This window comes from Pseudoruminococcus massiliensis, assembly GCF_900291955.1.
Lineage (GTDB): Bacteria > Bacillota > Clostridia > Oscillospirales > Acutalibacteraceae > Pseudoruminococcus > Pseudoruminococcus massiliensis.
The window spans coordinates 148,424-173,450 of sequence record NZ_OLMR01000003.1; the positions used below are offsets into that span (position 1 = coordinate 148,424).

At 32.4% G+C, this 25,027-nt stretch carries 17 protein-coding genes and 1 pseudogene; all 18 read right to left on the reverse strand.

What is annotated here, in order from left to right; translation table 11 throughout:
* Positions 1-16: 16 nt before the first annotated feature.
* A complete protein-coding gene (locus tag C9914_RS06060; protein ID WP_022265117.1) occupies positions 17-1,129 on the reverse strand; it encodes an ABC transporter permease in 1,113 nt (370 codons plus the stop codon).
* Between the two features lie 2 nt (positions 1,130-1,131).
* The gene (locus tag C9914_RS06065; protein WP_106764112.1) at positions 1,132-1,587 is read right to left on the reverse strand and encodes a hypothetical protein; all 456 of its coding nucleotides are present in this window, start codon (positions 1,585-1,587) and stop codon (positions 1,132-1,134) included.
* A gap of 323 nt (positions 1,588-1,910) precedes the next feature.
* Positions 1,911-2,324 (reverse strand): hypothetical protein, encoded by a 414-nt coding sequence (locus C9914_RS06070; RefSeq protein ID WP_106764114.1) that lies wholly within the window; start codon positions 2,322-2,324, stop codon positions 1,911-1,913.
* Positions 2,325-2,352: 28 nt separating this feature from the next.
* A complete protein-coding gene (locus C9914_RS06075) occupies positions 2,353-2,919 on the reverse strand; it encodes a DUF6935 domain-containing protein (protein WP_022265114.1) in 567 nt (188 codons plus the stop codon).
* 84 nt (positions 2,920-3,003) lie between these two features.
* Positions 3,004-3,384: a hypothetical protein gene (locus C9914_RS06080; RefSeq protein WP_106764116.1), complete on the reverse strand. Its 381-nt coding sequence runs from the start codon at positions 3,382-3,384 to the stop codon at positions 3,004-3,006.
* A 290-nt stretch (positions 3,385-3,674) separates the two neighbouring features.
* Complete coding sequence (locus C9914_RS06085) at positions 3,675-4,316, reverse strand: FtsX-like permease family protein (RefSeq protein WP_106764117.1); 642 nt, start codon at positions 4,314-4,316, stop codon at positions 3,675-3,677.
* Positions 4,300-4,797 (reverse strand): annotated as a pseudogene (locus tag C9914_RS06090) (ABC transporter ATP-binding protein); the annotation flags it as partial. The gene C9914_RS06085 and the pseudogene C9914_RS06090, both read right to left, overlap by 17 nt.
* Positions 4,798-5,007: 210 nt before the next feature.
* Complete coding sequence (locus C9914_RS06095; RefSeq protein ID WP_106764120.1) at positions 5,008-5,643, reverse strand: response regulator transcription factor; 636 nt, start codon at positions 5,641-5,643, stop codon at positions 5,008-5,010.
* The gene (locus C9914_RS06100) at positions 5,631-6,932 is read right to left on the reverse strand and encodes a sensor histidine kinase (protein ID WP_106764122.1); all 1,302 of its coding nucleotides are present in this window, start codon (positions 6,930-6,932) and stop codon (positions 5,631-5,633) included. The genes C9914_RS06095 and C9914_RS06100 overlap by 13 nt, the downstream gene beginning before the upstream one ends.
* Positions 6,929-8,605: a histidine kinase N-terminal 7TM domain-containing protein gene (locus C9914_RS06105; RefSeq protein WP_106764123.1), complete on the reverse strand. Its 1,677-nt coding sequence runs from the start codon at positions 8,603-8,605 to the stop codon at positions 6,929-6,931. Before C9914_RS06105 ends, C9914_RS06100 begins: the two co-directional genes overlap by 4 nt.
* A 154-nt stretch (positions 8,606-8,759) precedes the next feature.
* Positions 8,760-10,724, reverse strand: coding sequence for an ATP-binding SpoIIE family protein phosphatase (locus C9914_RS06110; RefSeq protein ID WP_106764125.1), 1,965 nt, complete (start codon positions 10,722-10,724; stop codon positions 8,760-8,762).
* Complete coding sequence (locus C9914_RS06115) at positions 10,721-11,020, reverse strand: STAS domain-containing protein (protein ID WP_022265105.1); 300 nt, start codon at positions 11,018-11,020, stop codon at positions 10,721-10,723. Before C9914_RS06115 ends, C9914_RS06110 begins: the two co-directional genes overlap by 4 nt.
* Before the next feature lie 18 nt (positions 11,021-11,038).
* Positions 11,039-20,020, reverse strand: coding sequence for a non-ribosomal peptide synthetase (locus C9914_RS06120; RefSeq protein ID WP_106764127.1), 8,982 nt, complete (start codon positions 20,018-20,020; stop codon positions 11,039-11,041).
* 12 nt (positions 20,021-20,032) lie between these two features.
* Entirely contained in the window at positions 20,033-21,775 is a 1,743-nt protein-coding gene (locus tag C9914_RS06125; RefSeq protein ID WP_106764128.1) for an MATE family efflux transporter, read from the reverse strand.
* A gap of 401 nt (positions 21,776-22,176) precedes the next feature.
* Entirely contained in the window at positions 22,177-22,710 is a 534-nt protein-coding gene (locus C9914_RS06130; RefSeq protein ID WP_106764130.1) for a hypothetical protein, read from the reverse strand.
* A gap of 11 nt (positions 22,711-22,721) precedes the next feature.
* Complete coding sequence (locus C9914_RS06135) at positions 22,722-23,330, reverse strand: J domain-containing protein (protein WP_022265101.1); 609 nt, start codon at positions 23,328-23,330, stop codon at positions 22,722-22,724.
* A complete protein-coding gene (locus C9914_RS06140; protein ID WP_106764132.1) occupies positions 23,323-24,216 on the reverse strand; it encodes a DUF5685 family protein in 894 nt (297 codons plus the stop codon). The genes C9914_RS06135 and C9914_RS06140 overlap by 8 nt, the downstream gene beginning before the upstream one ends.
* A 354-nt stretch (positions 24,217-24,570) precedes the next feature.
* The gene (gene nrdR / locus C9914_RS06145) at positions 24,571-25,026 is read right to left on the reverse strand and encodes a transcriptional regulator NrdR (RefSeq protein WP_106764134.1); all 456 of its coding nucleotides are present in this window, start codon (positions 25,024-25,026) and stop codon (positions 24,571-24,573) included.
* Between the last annotated feature and the right edge of the window lies 1 nt (position 25,027).

Consider the following 25,027-nt stretch of genomic DNA (forward strand, 5'->3'; position numbering starts at 1 on the left):
AGTTCCACTCCAAATACTAATTATATTTATTTTTATTTATGATAATTGAATTTTTTAGACAACTAATTATAAATGGTATCGCTGTAATGCATGAAAGAATTATTATGCTAATAAAAATAATTATATAATCCATAATTGAATATTGCAATCCTTCATAGACATTAAAATACACAAAGAACTGATTATATGTAATTAAGTGAATTGCAATAGATATTATTCCAATAATACCTGAAATGATAATATTTTCTAAAATTAAAATTAAAAATAATTTTCTTTTGGTAGCTCCCACAATTAAATAGATGATATTTTCCAGATTACTTTTATCGATTAAGAACTTGATTAAAAACATAAAAGATAAAGCAGAAATTATAAATTCGCACATGATTAAGAAAAAATCACCAATAAAATAACTATCGGCTGCTTTGTAAGATTCAGACGGTGATTCAATTAAATCGCTTTGAGGAAACTCAGCATGAAGATTGGCTATAAATTGACTGTTTTCTGTTCTACTCATTCTTTCAGTTGTGTATATGGTTATCTCATCAATCGAATATCCACATTTGTCAAATGTATTAGAAGGAATATAGAAATTGTCTATAAAAGTATTTACACCGATAACTTCATATTCTCTGCCACTGAGCGTTACTGTATCACCTTGTGCCAATGAAAAGATATCATCACAGTTAGGAAGAATTATTACATTTTTTCCGTTTTTAATTTCTTCATCATAAAACTCTGAACGTCCCATTTTACTAAATAATTTATGCTTGTTATTTATTTGTGTACATACACGAAGATAATAATCAATGTAATTATTTTTATTAAATTCTTTGGGTAAATCATCTAGTAATAAGTAATGCACAGCCATAACATCTTCTATTATTTCAGAATTAAGCAGACTACTGTTTTTAATTTCATAATAAGAAGCAGGTTCATCAAATTTTAATGTATATGTATAATAAGATGAATCTGTACTGACTTCAGATTTTTTTGTAGAAAGCTGATTCCCATAAAAGTATATAAACGAGGTGGAACAAACAATTCCACCTAAAAGAAACATAATAAAAATTAGTTTATTAGAAAGAAAATAAAAACTAATTCGAGAAAATATGAGTTTAATAGTTTTCATAATTATTTAACTTGTCTATATCTATAAACGTATCCATCTGCTACTTTTGTGCCAATCTCTTTCTTATATCCCTCATGCTTTACATATTTAGCATAATCAATTCCACTTAGATATGCTTCGCCACTATGGACAGGTGAAGTTGAACCTTGTTCATTATTGCCTGAACTACGTTCATGTCCTGCATTATCAGTCAAATAGACCTTTGCAGTTACACTTAATTTGCTTGTACTATTCATTTCGGTTGTTGCTCTTGCATCATCATAAGGATTGGTAGTACCATAGTCATAAAAGACTCTCATAAAGTTTTGTGGTTTAATATTATATTGCTCATGTAAATCAACATAATCTGTGTGTTTTACTTTGAGTGTATAATTACCCGCTCCATAAACCATAAGCGATGATGTAGCTACAAGTGCGGCAAATGCAAGTGCTGTTGTTGTCTTTAAAAATTTTTTCATACATATGACCTCTTTATTTTAAGATAAGCTAAATCACTTAATTAAAATTAATAGTAATTTAACTTTCGATATACATTTTACCACTGTATCTCAAAATTGTCAAGAAAAATCTAAAATTTTACAAAATTTATTTTAAATCTTATTTGGCTTATGTATTAAGATAAGGCTCTATAATAAAAATTGGTAATAGAAAAAGAACCTACAGATAAAAAAGTAGAGCATATTTACTAAATATCCTACTTGTGGATTTAGTAAATATGCTCTAAAAGTGATTTATGGGCAAATATTTGAAATAATCAAAATAATTTATAAATGGAGATTCATTATGCTCTTTCAAGAATTATTTTACAGAACAGCATATCCATTATAAGGCAATCTCCGTCAACATTAATTTTATTATAAGGTGAAACTTTCTCTCCTAAAGTCTCGCCCTCTATATGAGTATTATAGAAATATTCACCGTTTTCCTCTTTCCAGTCTGTTGATTCTATAATAACAACATTGTCCTTAACTTCAAGACCTTCCTTCTTGGCATTTTCTAATAACTCTTCAGGAACCTCAAGAAGAATATCCAACTTGCCGTCATTTGAAAAATCATATATTGATGAAACGAATTGTAGGTAATCTTCATTATCTTCAAGGTTTTCAATCTCAGCAGGAGTAAACATTTTCATACTCATATCTCCTAGCTGCATTAAACCAAGTTCTTTAACTTTCCATTTTCCAATAATATCCATATGCGTTCTCCTTTCAATAGTATTATATTTACGCCCAAGGGTCAGCAGACTTCGGTTCTCTGATTCCTGTCAGCAAATATTGCTCCCACAAAAACCATTTTCCATCACCTTTCATACGAAGCTTAATAGGTCTTGGACTATCTGCACCTCCACACGGGATAAACAATTTCATATAACCTTGTTCTGCATTAGAATACTGATTACTCTCGATTGTAATCGTAAAAGGCTGTGTAGGTGTATAGTCATTATCAGGGGTAGCTCCCGCAAAATATGAAAAAGGAATATAAGTTTTTCCATCTCTGAATCGGTCATTAATGAAAGAAATATCTGCTCCATTAAGTGGACGAGGACCTCTTAACCAGTTAAGCATTTCTGTTCCGATTTGTTTATCCGCTGCATATGCACATAAAGCACATACTGTAAGAGCTGCTGTTTTATATGGAGAATCCAAGCTTGCTTCAGGAAGTGCCTGCATTTGCTCCAAACTTTCAGGAAGTGCAGAAAATGTAAACTTCTCTCGCTTATTTCCAACAGATGAAACAGCTGAATTTACCATTCCCATAGTGTCTTTTTTTATTTTGTCAAAAATACTCATTACAGTTCCCCCTATTAAATAAATTTTAAGATTTTTATATTATTGTTTAAAAGCTTTAAAATCTGATTAAGAAAATATCAAATATTACTCTACTTTATTATGATATTTATCAGCAAGCTTATAAAAGAATTGTATTATTTCTTTATCGGGCTCAACACTTGCACTATCATATGTAGAATCTGAGTATGAAAAGCTATAGCAATAAGTTGTTTCATCATAAATCTTTATAAATTTACATTTCTTACAAGATTTATAATCTCTTACAAATTCAAGTAAAGTTTTGCCTTTGTCATTTTTCTTTTTCAGAATTTCGAATAGCGCTTTAATATCAGAATCTTCTACACAGCAATTATCAATTTCTATTCTTGTAAAATCATTCGATTGAATGGCACATTGTGCTGAAAATACCCAGGCTTGGTCTTCCTGCTTATCAAGCGAAAATATATAGCAACTAGTATAGCACATATGATTGCATGATATATATACACCAATAAGATTTTCTGGAATACGCTCAATTTTTTTATTTTTCTTATTTGAGCTAAGGTGCGTAAAAAAATGATATCATTGAAAACGCCACCCTTCTAAAACCGAATTTTAAACAATAGTGTTGTTTATGGTATTATTATAACAGTTATTTATGCTTACTGCATGAATCGAAAGATCTATATTTAAAATTATATTTATTGGTATTGATATAAAATTTCTCCTTATTTAAATATAAATTTTTGAATTTTATATAGTACCTATTAAAAATATTACTTTAGTATTTCTGATAGGGTATATTTTCTGAATTTAACAAGATTTATAAGCGAAACAACTAAAGACAAAACTATAATATATGTCAAAACAATTAATGAAAGAACTATAAGTCTTACAGTGCCGAATACCAAAACAATACCTATTGTATTTGAAAAGTATAAATTAAATAGTGCCACAAGTACAGCAGACAATATACCTCCTATTAACATTGCAAAAATTCCATCAATTATAACTTCAAATATCTGCATAAAGAAAAGTTTTCTTTGATTCAAACCTATTGCAAGCATCATTGCTGAATATTTCGTTTTTTCTGTATTATAAAAATACATAACGGTTATAATGCTTATTGATAGTGCTGTAATCAAAAATATAATAACAACATATATTAAATCATAAGAAATAGATTGCTGTTTTTCTATGCTGTCATAATTAAGTCCTTTTATCTGAACGGCAATTCCATTAGGGCATATACTATTCGCATAAGATGTAAATACTGACATAATATTATTTGAAATAAATGCAATAAAGACTGCTGATGCAAGCATAGCTGTCAGAAGTAACGCACCAAGAAATACATATATTTTTTCGGATTTAAGCTCAAGCCATACGGATTTCATAAGATTAGTTAGTTTTGTCATCTATCTTTTTACCATCCTTAAAAGTGATTATTCGTTTTGTGCGTTTAGCGTCAGCCATATTATGAGTGACAAGGATTATTGTTTTTCCATCAGAATTAAGTTTTTCAAACATTGTCATTATTATATCAGAATTTGTACTATCCAGATTTCCGCACGGTTCATCGGCAAAAATTATAGGTGGATTATTTATAATAGCTCGTGCAATGGCAATACGCTGTTTCTCTCCGCCAGAAAGCTTTGCCGTTTTTACCTTTATCTTATCGGTCAAACCTACCTGTTCAAGAACACTATTTACTTTTTCTTTAATTTCCTTTTTTGGTGTATTGGAAATTAAAAGCGGAACTGAAATATTGTCAAATACTGTATACTTAGGTTCCAGATGAAATGCCTGAAATACAAAACCTGTATTTTTACATCTGAAATCAGCCAATTTGTTTGCGTTTAAATCTGTAATAACTGTTCCGTTTACAGTGATTTTTCCGCTATCAGGTTTATCCGGAAAATGATATTCCGACTTTTTAGTTCGATTATATAATCATATTACAAAACTTATTATAAAATATTCTTTTTCTTTTCACAATTAGTAATATTCACAATTATTTATTATAAGATACATACTTTTTATTTATATTTACAATTATCTCTAGTTTTATATAAATAAAAGATGTATATTTAAATTTATATTCTTATCTCAATCTATATTTACAGCTATTCCGCTGACACGAGCCTCTATTGCGAGTATAGTGCGATTTTCACAGCCTGTTTTCTCTAACATATTATGTATGTGATTTTTTACTGTACTTTCCGATATTCCAAGTTTTTTGGCAATCTTTGAATTTGACATTCCGGCAGTCATAAGTCTTAAAACCTTTAGTTCACCTTCTGTAAGTTCATCACTAAAAGCGTGATTTATTTTTTTATTATGCTTGGGAACACAATCAGGATAAACCGATTCTCCTGCCATAGTTCTATCCATAACATCAAGTATTGTTTCCTTAGAAACTTCTTTGAACCAAAAGCTTTCTATTCCAATTTTCCTTGCTCTTTTCAATAATTCTCCATCTACCATAGATGTGACAGCAATAATCTTGATTTCTGGACATATGGATTTAATCTTTTCAGCTGCAATTAAGCCATTCGCTCCTTTATCCATTAAAATATCCATAAGTATTAAATCAATCAGTTCTGCTCTTGAAAATCTTTCTGCAAAATCGGCAGATTTCTCTGTTCTTACAAGCTCGTATTTTTCACTGTTATTTATATATAATGTAAATAAATCCTGTGCAACACGGGAATCATCAACAATCATTACCCTTACTTCAGACATAATTTTTCCTCCTTATCTGGAAATTTGAGCATAAGCTTAAACTTTGGAAAGCTTTCTATGGTCATAATGCCACCTTCGTTTTCTACTATATTTCTTAGATTTTGAAGACCGCCTCCCTCTTTAACCTTATATATTGGCGGAATACCATTATTAGTAAACTCTGCTCTAAATGACATACTTGATTTATAAAATCTCACATAAAGCTTGTCTCCCTTTGCATGACTAATTGTATTTGTTAAGCAAACTTGTAAAGCTGTCATTAAAACATCATTTATTTCTTTTTTGTCAGAAAGTTTTCCCCTTTGAATAATGTCTACTCCCATATTAGCAGTAGATTGTAGGAGCAATTTCCAATTTTTTTCTGGGTCCTCTGGAGATATTTCAGTATTAAGCACTGCCATATTAGAACGCCATAAGAAAAGAAGCTTATTTCTATCTTTTTGATTATTTGGCTTGGCAAGATATGAACGAAACATAAGCAATGCCTTACCTAAATTATTATGTACGCTTATTATTGCATTGAGTATTTCTTTTTCATGTGTAAGTTGCGTAACATTCTCGCTAAATTTCCCCAAACGCTTACAAATAATGTCCATACGACTATTATTTTCTTTTAATTCTAAATTAAGGTTATACTGTTTAGTAATATTATACGCAATAAGCTCTATAATTTCTGAACCATCTACTATTATTTCTCTTTGACGAAAATTCCAAATCTCGCCATCAGAAGTTTTAACCGTAACATTCGGTTCAGTACATATAAGTTCAGTATTATTCTTTAATTGCTTTGTCTTTATATCATTAAGTAATTGTTTGCTATTCATAATGCCCGTACCAAACAATTTTTCACAAAGTATATCCATTTTTCTATTTACCAAAAGCAACATACCATTTTTTTCAGAAAAGCAAACTCCATCAGGCAAGGCATCTAAAGTTTCTTTTACTGCATTTGCTGTAAGCATATTTTTTTTCCTATTTTTTAAATGTATATAAAGAATTATTTCAGTAACAACAAGAAAAACCAGTATTATTGCTATAAATACAGCTGGCATACTGCCTATAATCCTTGCAAAAATGGAGGGTTCATTTCCCATATATTTGCTATCAGAAATTCCTAAAAGCACGAACACACATACTAAAGTAAGAAATATTGAAAAAATTCGGTTCCCTATCGACATATTTAAGATAATGACATTAACAACAAGATAAATGGCTATTGTCATAATCAAAAGTGCAAAACAAGCATATACACTATGTAGAACAATAGAAACTTCACTATAAGCTATCATATAGATTCTCCTATCGGAAGATTTAAAATAATATACTCAGATTCCTCGTCTATCTCAACTTCTAATCTTCCACTCGATTTCACTATATCATCAAGGCGATAATCTTCAGGAAAATATTCTCTTGGCGAGTTTATTTCAATAGAAAGCTTAATCATATCTGCCATTTCTAAATTGACCATAACTGCATCAGCACCTGGAATTGCGGATTCGATAGCCGCTTCAAATATTTCATATGCAAGCAAAACATATTTTCCAGATACAGTTTTTTCGCCTTGATAATTACCATATGCAGTAATCCCATAAAGCTGTATATATTCTAAGGATTCTGAAATTGCATAGCGTAATTCATCACTATTAAAGCAAGACTTTCTATGCAAATATAAAACCATATTTGAGTGTCGTTTTATATATGCATTTAAAATAGCTATATACTTCATAACCGTTTCAAAATCTTTTTCATTTTCAGGAGGATTTTCTAAAAGTCCCTTGAGCTTTTCTATCTGGTTTTGTGAACTTTTAGCTATCTCATTATAAATCATAGTTTGCTGTTCGATTTTTGCTTTCTCTTCGCTAATCCTATTTTCTTTTTCAAGCATAATTTGCTCTTGCATAAGCAAATCTCCTAAATTTTCAAGCTCATCAGTGATTTTATTAATATCTGAAATATCTCTAACCCAATATCCATATCCGCCATTTATTGCGTGACTTTTCAAGATAATATTTCCATCATTCAGCGGAACATTTTCATGCTCTGCTTTAATAATCTGCTCTAATGTCACCGAAACACATTTCTTTGAGCGACAACAAATATCACCCTTTAAAGATATAATGCCTCCACTAAGATTAGATGCAGACCATAATGCTTCATAGTTATCATTAGATGGAAAGAGTTGCGCAAGAATAAGACTCTCTATATATGCAGGAAAAATAAAGCATATAATTTCTGTTGTTTTAAAAAGTTGCATAAATATATTATTTGAATCTATAAAGAATATAATTATATATATCATTCCAACCAAGAGCGGTACAAGAGGTTTCCATATATTTTTTCTGTAATCTGAAACTGCACAACGTGAAAGTGAAATAATAAGTATTGCTAAAAATAATATAATCACCCATAAAATCGCTAAATTATATCCTATGCCATGAGTATATTCATTCCAATTATCAAAGCCATCTATAAACTTAAAAGCAAGCTGGTGAAAATCATTTGTCAGAACAAAAAGAGCAATTAAAGTTGCAGGGATATATAAAATCCTCCACCACTTACTGATTGTCTGATTTTGACTTTTTCCAATATGAAGCACAGCAAAAAACATAAATAAAGCCATAAAGGTTTGTGGAGCATAATAAAAATACCATATAAATCGACAAGCTATATGCCCATCTGGAAAAAATACAAACTTAACAGTTCTTGCAAATATAAGCAATATAACCATATAGCCTGTGGCGACAAGATATTTCTGTACTTTAGGATGAATAACTCGTCTTTTAATCTGGCTAATCCAAATAAACGCAGAAAATACAAAGAGCAAAAAAATAATTATATTGCTTGAGATAGATTTAAAGTTATCACGAAACAGTCTGACAAAACCTGTCATCAATACAAGAATAACACAAAGTAAATCTGAGAGTTTAGTTTCTTTACTTATATGTATAACAATACACCCCATTTTGTAAAAATTTTATTCTATATTCAATAGAAGCTAAAAGTTTCGCCCAAGCCTTTTCAAAATAGCTTAAATAGTATAAAACTCTTTATCTAAAGTTATCAAACCCCAGACTTAAATTTAGTCTAGGGCTTGATTATTGTCCTATATTAAATTTTTAATTATTTTGATTATCAGTAAAAATAAGTTCAAGAATATTTTCACTATTAATATAGTTATAGACTATATTCGTACAAATTTTTTTAACAATCATTATTCCCATTCCACCATCATCAAAATCGTCAAAATCTTTCTTTGGTCTATCCTCAAGATAATCGAACTTCTTTCCATTATCTCGGAAAATAATGCTTATTTTATCAGCTTTTTTGTTGTATGAAACAAATACTAAATCTGCACCTGAATAGTTTACAATATTAGAGAAAACCTCATCACAAGCAAGAAAAATTTTCTTTTTAAGCTTATCTTCTATATCAAGCTTAAATATATATTTCTGTATTTTTTTTAACTCAGAAAGTTCACAGTGTAATTTTAAAGATTTATCTTGGCGTTTCACCGCAAGCATTGTTATATCATCGAATTGCTCTCCCCCATTTATAAAGCTTTCCAAAGAGTTACTTATACTCTGACATAAACTATTTGCTGTATATTCAGTGTTGTTACAAACTCCTAAAAGTCTTTTTTCACTAAAAAATTCTTTATCTGCATTAACAGCCTCGGTTACACCGTCAGTATAAAGATAGAGAATATCCCCATTTGAGAAATCGCAAATACACTGCTTATATTCAGAATCATCAAACACTCCAAGTGCCATACAAGGTGAGCATTCAAGAAATTCTGCCTTTCCGTTTTTGATTATAACTGGTTTATTGTGACCTGCATTTATATAATGAAATTTATCAGATTCACTATCAAAAATCGCAATAAATGCTGTTACAAACATTTCTTCTGGATTAGATTCGCAGATTTCAAGATTTGCTGATTTAATAGCGTCTGAAACATCTGAAATATCTATGAGTTTTTCTCTTATAAGTGTTTTCACAAAAACCATAAACAACGATGCGGCTACACCTTTACCAGAAACATCTCCGATTACTGTACATATATTTCCGTTTTTTAGCAAAAAGCTATCATAGAAATCTCCACCAACCTGCTTGGCAGATTTCATTCTTGCCGATACCATAAAGTTATCAGACATACAGATATTTTTTTCTTTAGATATGATACCATACTGAATCCGCCTTGCAACATCAAGTTCTGTTCCAGCCCTTGCCTGTTCCTCTGCAAGAGTTTTTATCTTATCAACATAGCTATCAATATCGACAACCATTTCATTGAAAAAGTCTGCGATAAGCTGAATTTCATCATTTGTTTCAGGATTTATTGGCTCAAAAGCCTTTTTGCCTGCTTTTTTATCGGAAATATAATCCTTCATGCTCATAAATACCATAGTTATAGGGTTATATATTTTCTTTTTTATAAACAATGCCATCAAAGCAAACATAGCAAAAAGTGCAACAATAACGATTGACATCTTGATAACTATTTCAGATATGATTTCTGTATAGATTTTTTCAAGTGAATAATCTGCACATACAAGAGCAACAGGCTTATTATTTTTATCGTAAATACAATTATACGACGACATAAATCTACCATATTTTTCGTTGCTATATTCATAGATAGTTGATTCTCCACTATTCCATGTTTGTACTTCTGCATCAAAAAGCTTATGTTCTATAACTGTACCAGCTTTTCTATCTTCCGATACTTCGTTATTTTTTTCATCATCAGCCGCAACAACCATAACATATTTGATTTGATTATTTTTCGTGTCAGGAATATATATAAATATATATTCCAAGCCCTCACCTATACATATACTTCTAAGGCTTGATTTTAGATAATTATATTTCTTAGATGATGGATTATTAATCAAATTTTCCATATCATAATCACTTGCAATCTGAGATACGATATACGAAGCACTTTTAACAATATTTCCTGTCAGACTTGTGGTTCGCCGAATATTATCGAAACAACTAAGCGAGCCAAAAATAACAATAGCAACTAAAAATACAACCAAGATACAAACAACTATTCTTCTTAATAAAGAATTTTTCATTTTTCAATGTTAATTTTCTGGTCAAATCCAGTCAGCTTAAAAACATCAAACACTTCATCAGATACATTTATAATCTTAAACCCATCTTTACAAGACATCTTTTTATAGGCTGAAACTACCTGACGCAAACCAGCCGAGGAAATGTATTCAAGCTTTGCAAAATCAAATACAAGGCTTGTAATATCATCACTCAATTTAGAAAGTTCCTCTCCGAGCTGAGGTGCTGTTTGTGTATCAAGCCAGCCTATGATTTCCATTGTTGCTTTGTTTCCATCTATATTGTTAATAATCTCCATTTTAATAACCTCCAAAAATTAATCAAAAAATGCAAGTTTATCGAGTGCCTCTATTGCACTTGCAAGATATTTGTCATCTGTGACAGGCCACTTATAACCGAGCCTGTAAAGAACTTGTGAAGTGAAGCTATTGCTATAATCTAATGTATAAATTTCATTTTCATTATGAGATGTATAAGCAATAAGTCCTGAAACAGCATCAGAGTTATCACTGTTTTTTGCAAAATTCTTTACCGCAGCTTCAAAATCTTCATCTCTTACAATGTCAATCTTAAAGCCATAGTTACACATTGCGTAAATCAAATCTGACATAAATATGCGGTGACTATTGCAAGCGTGGAATACTGTAAATCTTCTATCGGTTTGTGCAAGCTTCAAGACGGAAAGTGCAGTAGAATCAATCGGCGAGAATTCCGCACTTTCGTGCATACTGCCCATTGGGAACTTTCCAACAGCCTTATAGCCCTTCAAGCTTCTGAGGAAGCCATTTGTGATAAAGTTAATCTGGAATTCTCCATCAGAATTTCTACTCATAAGATTACCAACACGAATAATCTTTCCGTCCAAACCACTCGAAACAGCCTCAAGTACAGCTCTTTCAGCAAGGAACTTTGTTCGGATATATTCATTTGTGATACTCTGACCGATATACAAATCGTTCTCACAGAAAAGTCTTGACATTGGAGGAGTTCCGTCTGAGCCCTCTCCTCCAACAGATACAGTAGAAATTTGAATCAATCTGCGTCCGTTATTTTTGCAAAGCTCTATGAGATTTTCAACGCCCTGTACATTTATTTTTTCAAGGACATCATCAGATGCAAAATGTTTAACACAAGCAGCACAGTTGATAAGTGTATCAAACTTATATTCTGAAAGAGAATCAACCTGTTCTTTTGAAGTTATATCTCCATCTACGCAAACTATGCGTTCTTTGAACATCTCCTTGCAAGGATTATCGAAGTAATACATAAGCATATTCATCATTCGTTTTTCAGGAGATTCATAACTTCCTTTTCTTACAAGACAATATACCTTACCATCGTAATTATCAAGATATGCTTTAAGAATATGTATTCCTAAGAATCCAGTTGCACCTGTAAGCATAATATCGCCAAGCTTTTCTTTTGTTACCATATCTACATTTTCAATGGTATTACCACTGATAACGCTCTGGATTCTGTTGTAATTATAGCCCGAAAATTCATTATCACTTACAGCTTCTTCTGAAGGCTCGTTATCATCGGCAAGGTCTGCAAGCTCACGAACAGTAGGATATTTGAATATATCAGCATATACGATAGAAATATTCTTTGAAAGGCACATTATAGCGACCTTTGATGCTGTCAGCGATGAACCACCCAATTCAAAGAAATTATCATTTATGCCCACACCTTCAATGCCAAGCGACTTTTCAAAGATTTTGCAAAGCTCTGTCTGCAAAGCAGTTACAGGAGCTTCATAATTATCTCTTACTATATTTATATCAGGTGATGGCAGAGCCTTTTTATCAATCTTTCCACCTGGAGTTATAGGCATTTCATCAATATGGACAAAGAATGACGGCATCATATAATCAGGAATCAAAGGTTCAAGGAATTTCTTAAAGCTTTCATCAGGTATATTTTTGCCTGTATAGTAAGCGGTGATATATTTATTTCCGCCCTTTTCAATAACTTTAACCGCTGAACTCTTTACAAGTTCATTCTTGAGCATTGCACCTTCGATTTCACTAAGCTCTATACGATAACCTCTGATTTTTACCTGAGAATCAATTCTGCCAATATACTCAATGTTTCCGTCACCCTTCATACGAACCATATCACCAGTTCTATAAAGACGCTTATCATCATCACATAACGAAAATGGATTTTCTACAAAAACAGCTGATGTTTTTTCTGGGAGATTATGATAACCTCTTGAAATCTGTCTGCCTGAATGGCAAAGCTCACCAGAAGCACCAATAGGAAGTCTGTTCAAATCCTTATCAAGAATATAGCTACGAACATTAAGCTGTGATTTTCCTATTGGTATATTATCATATTGCTTATCAACGAAAAATTCTGTTGATGAAACTGTATTTTCTGTTGGCCCATAACCATTTACCATCTGATAAGTACGGTTACGGTAATATTTGAACTTTTCACCGCCAAGCGTTACAAATCTAAGGTTTGGAGCGTCATCAAGCAATTCTGTGACCAATTCGCCCATCTGTGTCGGGAAGGTTGCAGTTGTTAATTTTTCATCTTTTATGCACTTGCAAACTGCAACAGCATCTTTTCTTATATCCTCTGGGAAAATATACAGAACCGCACCAACAGTAAGCGGTGCAAATAAATCGAATACAGATGCGTCAAAGCAGAAGCTTGCAAATTCTGAAGTAACATCATCGGCAGTTAATTTTCTTGAAGTAGTAATATATTCAATAAGATTAAGCAGATTTCTATGTTCAAGCATAACGCCCTTCGGCTTGCCTGTTGAGCCTGATGTATAAATCATATACGCAAGATTTTCAGGAGTTGGGGGCGTAAGCTCTAAAGAAAGCTCAAAGTTTTCGGATTTCTCAGCAACATCATCAAGATAAATTATATTCTTATCATAGAAGCTTACAAGTTCACGATATTTGCTTACTACAATAAGATTTTCTGCTCCAGAATCCTTAAGCATATATTCAATTCTGCTCTGTGGATACTCCGGGTCAAGCGGAACATATGCCCCGCCAGCTTTCATCGCACCAATATATCCAACAGTGAAGTCTTTTGTTCTTCCACAAAGGATACCTGTTACCTTTTCTCTGCCAAAACCATTTTCAGTAAGTTTTTGTGCGACATAATCTGACATTTTGTCAAGCTTTCTGTATGTAAGTTCCCCAAATTTATCTCTTACAGCAGGTCTGTCAGGATATTTTGCGACTGTTTCCTTGAATAAATCAACAAAGGTTTTGCCTATATGCTCAGGATTATCAATCATCTTTGTTTCTTCTTCAAACATAAGCTTTATATCTTTTGGCTCAGATGCTCTGAGAAGTCCCTTTGCTGAAATCGCAAGGTTATCTGCAAGATATTTGATAGTTTCCTCACAATACATATCACTTCTGTATTCAATCTCAAATATAAACTTATTTCTTTCGATACAGATATTTACAGAAACAGGTGCTTTTGCGGCATTAAGCTGTACAGGTTCTTCACTTGCAAATTCGCCGCCGATTGTATCAAACTCAAAATTATCTCCTTGATAAACAATCATAGCATCAGCCTTGATATTAAACTCTCGACTTATCTGTGAGAAAGGATAAATATCATTATTCATTGAACCGATAAGCTGTTCTTGAACATCTGTAAGATAATCCTTTGTACTTCCTGAAAAATCGCAGTAAACAGGCAATGTCTTTACGAGCATACCAACAGTTTCAGAAAGTCTGGAATCATTTCTGCCATGATAAATAGTAGTGAAAACAGATTTATCCTTAAAATTATACTTTCCGAGTACAAGACCAAATGCAGAAATAAAGAATACATTTTCAGTAATTCCGTTCTTTTTGCAGAAATCTTTTACTGTCTGAACTGAAATTTCAGAAACTTCCTTTCTGAAATTATCTGCCGCAGGAGCAGAACCCTCTTTATCCGGATAGAAATTTATACTGCCACCCGCATTTTCAAACACAGATTTATAATAATTCTCTGCATTTTTATATACATCACTCTTCAAAGCGTCACTGTTATCAAGTGCGAGGTCATAAGACGTATATTTTTCTGCTTCAAGGTTTTCACCTGCATAGGCTCTGTTTATGTCGTTTATTATGATTGCAAGCGAAGTACCATCGGCAATAATATGGTGAATATCAAGGAAAAGATAATTTCCGCCAACTGTTCTATAAAGCTCAAATCTGAAAAGCTGTTCATTAAAGAGCATATAAGGACGGACAAGTGTTGACCTATTCATTCCGTCAATTATCGGAGTTTTATAGCTAAGACTGTCATCTCGCTTTTGCATAACATTTCCGTCATCGTCCATAAAAAGACGAGTTTTCAAATATGGGTGAACCTCAACTGTTTTGTCAATAGCCTTAGCAAGCTTTTCAAGCTCAACGCCCTTACCAAGCTTTAATAGATAAGGAATATTATAAATTGTTGTACCCATATTTGCAGTACACTCAATAAAAATACCCTCTTGAGTATTCGTGAGCGGATAAACTTCACGCACTTCTCTCTTTTTGCTCTTTCCTGCATTTCCAATGAACTTTTCAAGCTTTTGAACAGTAGGATTATTCTTTATATCTGAAGTTTTGATGACTATATCAAAGGTTTTTGAAAGCAATATATTCAATCTTATCGCACTGATTGAAGTAAGTCCTGAATAATAAATATCTGATGTTATACCAAACGAAGTATGACCAAGTGCATCTGCAACACAATCAAATATTTTTTGCTGAATCTCATTTTCCGGCTTAATAATTTCTTCCGCCTTTTTCTCAGGCTTTGGAAGTTCCTTTTTATTGACCTTTTGGTTCTGATTGAGAGGTATTTTATCAATCTGCATTGTAACAGCAGGAACCATATAAGGTGGCTTTGTTTCTTTTATGAAGTCATTAAGAGAATTTATATCAATCTTGCTGTCAGATACAATGTATGCAGCGATATACTTTCCACCGGTTGGTTCATCAAACGCAACTACTGTTGCATCTTTTATGCCCTTATATCTTCTTATGACTTCTTCAACCTCAGGAAGTTCTATTCTAAAACCTCTAATTTTAACCTGAGCGTCTTTTCTGCCGATTATCTGAATATTTCCGTCAGGAAGATATCTTGCAATATCTCCTGAATGATACATTGTTTCGTAGCCCTCTGTATCATCATAAATATTTTTTGTATAAACTTCTGCGGTCTTTTCAGGCTTATTCAAGTAACCTCTTGAAACCTGATAACCAGCTATCATCAGTTCTCCACAAGCACCACAGGGCAACATATGACCGAATTTATCCGAGATATAAAGCTTTACATTATCAAGAGCTTTGCCTATCGGAACATTATTATAATATTTATCTACTTCAAATACAGTTGTGAAAATTGTATTTTCTGTTGGGCCATAGCCATTTATAAATTTGAAATTCTTAGGTGGCTCACAAGGTACAAGCTTTTCTCCTCCTACTGACAGATACTTCAAACTCTTGCAATCAATTCCCATTGCAAACTGTCTGCCAACCTGAGTTGTCATAAAGGCGTGTGTAATACAATTCGATTCAAAATAATTGTTAAGTGCGATAAGGTCAAGACGGATTTCCTCTGGAATAATATGAAGTTCCGCACCATTTGCCAAAGCACCATAAATATCCATCATAGACGCATCAAAACCGAATGAAGCATATGCGGCCAATTTTGATTCAAAATCTATTTCATAATATTTTTTATACCAATGACAGAAAGCTGTAATATTGCCGTATTCGAGCATACAGCCCTTTGGCACACCAGTCGAACCTGATGTATATAAGAGAATAAACAAATCATGCAGGCAAGGCTTTTTCAACTCAATATCTCTGTCCTCAAGCTGCATAATTTCATCAGTAAACAGCACTTTACCTTCAAAACCATCAACCAATGGCAACAACTCTCTGTCTGCAATAAGAAGCTTTGCCGATGAATCACCAAGCATATACATAAGTCTATCCTTAGGATATGTTGGGTCAAGCGGTTGATATGCCGCTCCCGCTTTAATTACGCCAAGCGGAGCAATAGCCATAAATTCACATCTTGGAATAAGAATTGCTACAACATCTTCCTTGCCTAGTCCCATTGATGAGATATATTTTCCAAGTCTATCGCTGATTTCATCAAGTTCTTTATATGTATATTTTCTATCTTTAAATACAACCGCTGTATTATCTGGCACAGCAATGGCAATATCATCAAACATATCAGATAGTGTCTTTTGTCTGTCATACTCGTTCTCTGTATTATTGAATTTTGTTATTCTATCGAGTGCATTTTCTGAAATAATAGAAATTTCAGAAATATACTTCGATTTCAGCATAGAGGACATAGCCGCCTCATATGCCTCAAGAATTTCATCAACAAAATCCTTGCTATACATATTACTGCGATATTCAGCGGTAAGTACATATTCGTTATTATAATCTCTTACCTGAATAAGCAAAGGCATCTTCGGCATATCAAGTGAAAGGTCAACGCCATTTGCAACAGTATCACCTATTGAGTAATCATCGCTAAGCTCTGCCTGATATGCGAAAACAAGGTCTGAATTAAGTCCATATTTAGCACAAATATCCGAGAATGGGAAAATATCATTTGCCATTGAAGATACAAGCTGTTCAGAAAGACCATTCATATATGATTGTATGCTGGTTTTATCCTCGAATGAACAATAAACTGGAAGTGTCTTAACAAGCATACAAACTGTATTTTCAAGCCTTGAATCATTTCTGCCGTTATAAATTGTAGCGAAAAGACTATCATCAGAATTTGAGTATTTCGCCATAAGTATACCAAATAAGCCTGTAAATAAGGTGTTAGGTGTAACACCAAGTTTTTCACAATAGGCAAGGATTTTATTTTCTGAAATTCTTATATGCTTTTCTGTATAGCCTTTTTCAGGCTTTTTTTCTGAATTATCAGGAAGTGGAAGCGATTCTGTTTCGAGTCCTTCAAAAATACTATCAAAATACTTTTCAGCCTTTTTATATTTTCCGTCCTTAATCTGCTGTTCTTCATCGAGAGCAGCATCAAAACCAGTATAAGTTTCACTTTCAAGCTTTTCGCCAATATAGGATTTATTTATATCAGCAAAAATTATATCATAGGAATTTCCATCCGCAATAATATGGTGGAAATCTGTAAGAAGGTACTTTTTATCCTCTGTTATATAAATCTCAGAGCGGAACAAACGACTTTTTTCAAGCTTAAATGGACGAACAAGATTATTTTTGACAGAATCAAACTCTTTATCGGTGAGATTTATAATCTTTGGTATAAATTCTTCATCACAAGGGCTTTGCACCATTTCACCATTATCATTCAAAAATACTCTTGTAAGCAAGTAAGAATGAGCTTTTACAGTAGCAGTAATTGCATTCGATAGCTTTCCTACATCAACTTCCGAATCAAGCTTGAAAAGGAATGGTATATTATAAATTGTGCTATCTGGATTTTTGCTACACTCTGCAAATATACCTTTCTGTGAACCTGTGAGCGGATATACATCTCGTTTCTCGTAGGTTCTGATTTTTGGTGCAAACTTTATGTAGCTTTCGAGTTTTTCAACAGTACTATTATCGTGAATATCACTTGTTTTAATTGTTACACCAAATTCATCAGAAAGAATGACACAAAGCTTCATTGCACTAATAGAAGACAAACCTGCTCTATAAAAGCTTGTATCAATTCCGAAAAAGTCATTGCCGATAATCTTCGCAACAATGTCGAAAATCTTTTTCTGCATTTGTGTTTCAGGTACTTTGAGATTTTCTGGCTGTGCAAGAGGTTTTGGCAAAGCTTTTTTGTCAATTTTTCCATTTTGGGTCATTGGCATTTTTTCAAGCTGAATAAATACCTCTGGCACCATATAATGTACAAGTGATTTTGAGGCATAATCTATAAGTTCATCAGGGCTGATTTTGCGGTCAGCTGTAAAGTAGCAACAAAGATATTTATTATCAACTGGCACAGTAATGCTTGTAAGCACACCATCAAAGCTATTTATTACTTCCTCAATTTCGCCTAATTCAATTCTCAGACCACGCAGTTTAATCTGATTATCTATTCTTCCGAAAAATTCTATTTCGCCGTCTTCATTTATCTTTGCAAGGTCACCTGTTTTATAGGCTTTCTCACCGTTAATCTTGATAAATACAGCTGAAGTTTTCTCAGGAAGCTTAACATATCCTCTGCCTACTCCTAAACCCGCAATAACAAGCTCGCCGCTTTCACCGTCTGGCAAAAGTTTATTATCCTTATCAACAATATAAGCTTTTACATTGGCATTAGGTATACCTATGGTAATTTTTTTATTGTTATCAATAACTTTCATTGTACAGCTTATAGTCGCTTCAGTAGGGCCATAGCCATTCATAATATAAGCATCGGAATTTACTGAACGAATCTTTTCATAAAGTGCAGGTGGAAATGCCTCTGCACCAAAGTCGAATACTTTTATTTGTGATATAGCCTTCTTTAACTGTGGAAGGTCGATTATATTTGAAACATATGTTGGAGTAGTTGCCATTATATCGACTTTGTTCTTTATAATGAGTTCACCAAGCATAAGCGGATTGAGAATTTCCTCATCACTTGCTATAACTACGGTAAGACCATTTGTAAGTGAAATAAATTCTTCCATGATAGATACATCAAAGGTCATAGCAGCCATTGCAAGGCATACACTTCCTCTTTCTACAAAGCCAAGAGTTTCTCCATTTTTAGGATTTGGATTTACAAAATTAGCAAGATTGATATGTTCAATCATAACACCCTTGGGCTTTCCTGTTGAACCTGATGTATATATACAATAGCAGAGGTCGTGTTCTTTTATATCTACATCAGGGTTTGTAGTATTTGCGTTTTCAAGAAGTTCATCAAGCAATAGTATATCGCATTTAAGCTTTGAAAAAAGTTCTTTTCGTTTTTCGGCAATATCCTTTGTTGTAATAACAAACATTGCTTCTGAATCTTCAAAGATATACTCTACTCTGTCATCAGGATATTCTGGAGTTGCTACAACAAAGGCACCACCTGACTTTAAAATTCCCTGTCTTACAGAATAGAAATCGCAACAGCGCTCAAGCATAACTCCTATGATTTTTTCACGACCCGCACCCTTTTCAAGCAATGAATTTGCAACCCTGTTTACTTTTTCATTGAGCTGTGTATAAGTCAGACTCTCATCACCAGCTATGACTGCCGTTTTATTAGGATTAAGACTTACTTGTTCCTCAAAAAGCTTAGTTACTGGTTGAAACTCAAAGTCAAACTTAGTTTCATTTATTTCTGACATTTTCAATCACTCCTAAAAAGTTATTATTGTATTGTTCATATCTATCGCACGAATGTAATTCATAGATTTAGAAATTTTCTTGACAAGTTCTATTCCGTGTATATCAAATTCATCACTGTCATTTTCATAATCAAGCGGATTAAAGTTTACACCATTATCTCTTATTCTAAGACGAAGTAAATCGTCCTCAAGGCAAAGGTTAATATCAATCCAATTTGAAGATTTTCCACCAAACTTAATAATATTTACTGTCATTTCTTCAGCACAAACAGCTGCAAGATTTGCTTTCTTATTAGAAATTTTATTTTCAGAACAAAAACTCATAATTTCCCTATGAACCTTCTGTGCCTCGCCCATTGTACTTTGAATTGAAAAATCAAGATTTATGCCAGGATTTTCTTTAGGAATTATATAGAAAGATGATTTTTTATATTTTATCTTTCTAAAAACATAAGCCGCAAGAACAGTTATTATTTCAGAAATAACAAAGCCAATAGCAATACCATCTATACCGATTCCATCAATCTGTTTCCATATAAGCACCCCTGCAAGAGTTGTAGGCAAAACTATAAGTGCATTTTCAAGTAAAGTAACAAAACTTGCGATTGAGGTTTTTTCAATAGATTCATAATAGCTTACCATAAATTTATTCCAAAGATATGGGGCAACACAAAATGCAAATATTCGCAATGAATTTACCATTTGTACACCAAGTTCGCCACCATCACTACCAAACATTATAGCTATCTGCTCTGCGAATATCATAATAAGCACAAATATTACAGCAAGAACTATATAGCTATACTTAAGCATCTTGTTGCAAAGAACACGCAATCCTACATAATCTTTTTCGCCATAAAGTACACCAGCTACATTTGGAATAACACCTATAATGCCTCCGACAAACATTTCTACTATCATAAGAACATTATCACAAACAGTGAATACTGCCAAGCCGTCATCACCAATAAGATTTATTATTATCATATTGATTCCAAGTGCTTTTATAAAGCTTGTTGCCATAAAAACAAGCATTGGTATACCAGTAATAATTGCCTCTTTGATAATCGCAAAATCCTTAAATTTAAGCCATACAAAGCTAATATTTCGCTTATCAGAACGAACATAGAAAATAAAAACAACCATTGCAATCAGGAAACCGAGAACAGTAGAAAGTGATGCACCAGATATGCCCATTGGTGTAAAATTAAGGAATATGTAATCTAATACAAGATTTATAACATTAGCGGCTATCAGATAAGTGGAAGCAAGCTCAGGGTGATTTTCTGCACCAAGATAACTTATCATCATCAATCCAACACCAATAATCGGAGCCCCAAGCAAGCTTATAAAAATATAATCCCTTGTATAATAAAATAAATCACTGCCAGGAACAAGCATCTTAGCGACAGGTTCGGCAATAAAGAATGATGAAACTGAAAAAATCAAACCCACTAAAACAGTCACAATAAGTGTCGCCGAAAAAAGCTTTGATGCACTTTCTTTATCACGCTTGCCAAGCATTATTCCTACCGCTATTGAACCACCTATACCAAGACAATATCCAACAAGCTGAATTATTGTTTCAACTGGCAGGCTTGCTGTAATAGCTGACATAGCATCAACGCCAATAAAATTACTCACAAAAATTGTATCAACAATATTTCCAAGCTGCAATGCTAATGACATCATTATTCCTGGAATAATATATTTATTTAGCTTTGAACTTAATAGCCTTCGGTTTCTTTTTTGCATATTATTTCTGCTCCTATTTAAATAATATCAACTACATCTATCAATTAATCTTTTATATGCTTATTACTGTATAATAATAAAAATAAAGTTAATTATATTTTGTATTTTATCACAAATAATTTCTTATGTCTATACATAGCCTGAAATAATGAATATTGCAATTTTTAAAAAACTAATAGGTAAATGAACAAGCTCTACCGAAAACATCCATATTATTAAGCAAAATTATGACTACAGCCATTTATTTTAATTTATCAAATCAAAGAACATCGAACTCAAATTATATTAACAATATTGTTATTTAACTTAAATAAAAATAGAGTTTTCTGCATAAAAAATATCATAACATTTCAGATTTTTTGAAATGTTATGATATTTTATGTTTTTAAAATTAAGAATAATTACTTAATAATCTTTTTTACAATCTTGCTCCAATATTTGTCATATTGTACTGTAAGACCTGTCAATGCGTAATCATAGATAATAAATACTACATTACCAACTGCAAGTATTATCCATGGAATATACAATCCAAATACTGTATATGCTGAAGCAGGAACCATAAGAACAAAAGTTGCTATATAAAATATCACTATCATAGCTGCATTGAAAATTGTTAGCTTAACAATTATTCTAAGAACTAAAAGCTTTATTTTTTTAAGTTGCATTTCCAAGATAGGATAATACCCAAAGAAAAGTATAAAATTAATAGCGGTTTCTTTATCAGCACAAAGAATTAATGACATAATAGAAGTTACTGCATATGCCATTACTGCCCAACCGTAGCCTATTTCTTTCACAAGAACAATATAAAGTAGGCTTGCAACTACTGGTATCGCATATGTGCCTATTGGTATAATTCCTGCAATTATCATAAGAAACAAAGAAAGTGCAGCTACAATCGAGCTTAAGATTAGCTTTTTATTTTGCTTCATAATTGCCTCCATTAACGGCAGGAATTACAGCAACAATCGCAGAAACAATCTGCACAAGCAAGACTGGTACAAATATCACAAGGAGTACAGCAAAAAACTGGTCCGCCACCCCTGTTATATCCGCCGTTTGAACCATTTCTACGGTTTTTCATACGGTTATATGCTGCATTATATTCTTTATTTGATGGGTCCATCTGACAAGCTGTCTGAAAGCTATTATAAGCGTCATCAAGCCACCCTTTATTAGACATAATAACGCCATTCAGAAAGTACCATTCAGCATCACGACCCTCAAAAGGAATACCATTAAGAATCTGCTCCGCTTCTTGAAATCTTCCTGTATTTATAAGATTTCTTACATCAGCATAGTTTGAAGATGCACGAGCTGTCCCAGCATTATAATATTCATTATTTCCGCCTTTTTTAGCAGCTCTTTTCTCAGATATAATCTGGTCATAAGCCTCATTTATTTCCGCCATTTTTTTAGATGCATAGTCTGCCAAAGGTCCGTCCTGATAATTATCAGGGTGATATTTTTTTGCAAGCTCACGGTAAGCTTTTTTTACTTCTTCTTCAGAAGCATTACCATCAAGACCAAGAACACTATATGGGTCATTCATCTATATCACTTCTTTCAAAATATTTCTTTTTATCAATAAATAAGCATTGCTTCTGCGCAGATGCAAGACCACGATTTATTATATTTTCTAAAATCGGTTTACATATTGTTAAGTCAAGAAGATTAAACGCAGAAATCGCCATTGAAACTGTTAAATTAAGTGTGGAATTACAATAATCCATAATTTCAAAATTAGAAATTTTATCATAACTACTAAAATGGCTTGCAAAAGGATTAAAAGATTTCTTCTCTTTATCTTCAAAATAGTCATCAGCAGCGTCCATAAGATAAATCCATCTTCCAATATAATATCCAAATTCTTTAAGAATGATTTTTTCATCATCGTTTTTTGCAAAAAGCAAACACAACCTTGATATAGCTTTTGCAGTAGGGTCTGCTGAACAGTCGATGCTGCTATTTTTATGTTTTTCAATTTCAAGCTGTTCTGACATCATATTTTTTGTAATTTCTTCAATTTCAGGATAAGCAGCGATAGCTTTTTTATGACTTCTCTTAAAAATAAGCTTTAAAAGCCTTGCTGCTGTCGCCTTGAAAAAGCCTGAGTCATAAATAGTATCTTCAAGCTTATAATAAGTCATAATTACAGAAACAGCTCCTGCAAAATGGTAACTTTCACCACTTGAAAAACAAAAATTACATTTTTTCAGTGGATTTACAACACAGCGTTTTTTTGAATAATTTATACTTTCATTTCTAAGTGACATTATAAGCATTGCAATCAATGTGCAATCATAGCTAAGTGTAAGTCGGGAAACTATCCCATAATCTTTACCAAGATACTTACAAAGCCCACAATACACGCTTTTATATTCTTCATATTCACGAATTTTAAGTTCAGGCTTATCGGGTTTTAAATAACCAAACACATCATCACTCCAAATAAACACATCAGAAATGTGTTTATAAGTAATAATACTATATTTTTCAAATTTCGTAAATTAACATATTGTAAATTCTCTATTAATATTAAATATTTTTTTATTGTGAAAATAAAATAGTACAGTTTGCACTAAGTGTTATTTTATTAAAAAATCATCTTGAAAGTAACATAGTTTTTATTATATATACAAAAATCTGTACTTAGAAGATAAATAAGTATAAAAAGGTATAATATATCATTTTCCTGAAATAAACTGCCCCAAGTTGTGCAGACAGTACAACTTGGGGCAGTTTACACTTTAAAAATAAGTGTCATATCTTCTAAAATTTCAAAAAATGAATTACTTTTCTTTTAAGAGTTTTGAAAGCTCTTCCATAAAGGAATTTATATCTTTGAATTGTCTATATACAGAAGCAAAACGGACATATGAAACCTCATCTATGCTTTTTAGTTTTTCCATTGCAAGCTCTCCAATATATTTTGAGCTTACTTCACGGTCAAGACTACTTTGAAGCTTAACTTCAATATCATCTACAACACCTTGAAGTGTTTCTAAAGAAACAGGTCTGTTTGCACAAGCCCTTAATAAGCCATTCAAAAGCTTTTCACCATCAAATGGCTGGCGGGAATTATCACTCTTGACAACAACTATTGGCAATGTTTCTACAACTTCATAGGTTGTAAATCTTTTGCCACATTTTAAGCATTCTCTCCTTCTTCGTATGCGTTCGCCTTCATCTGTCGGACGAGAATCAATAACTTTACTTTCAGCATAGGTACAAAAAGGGCATTTCATA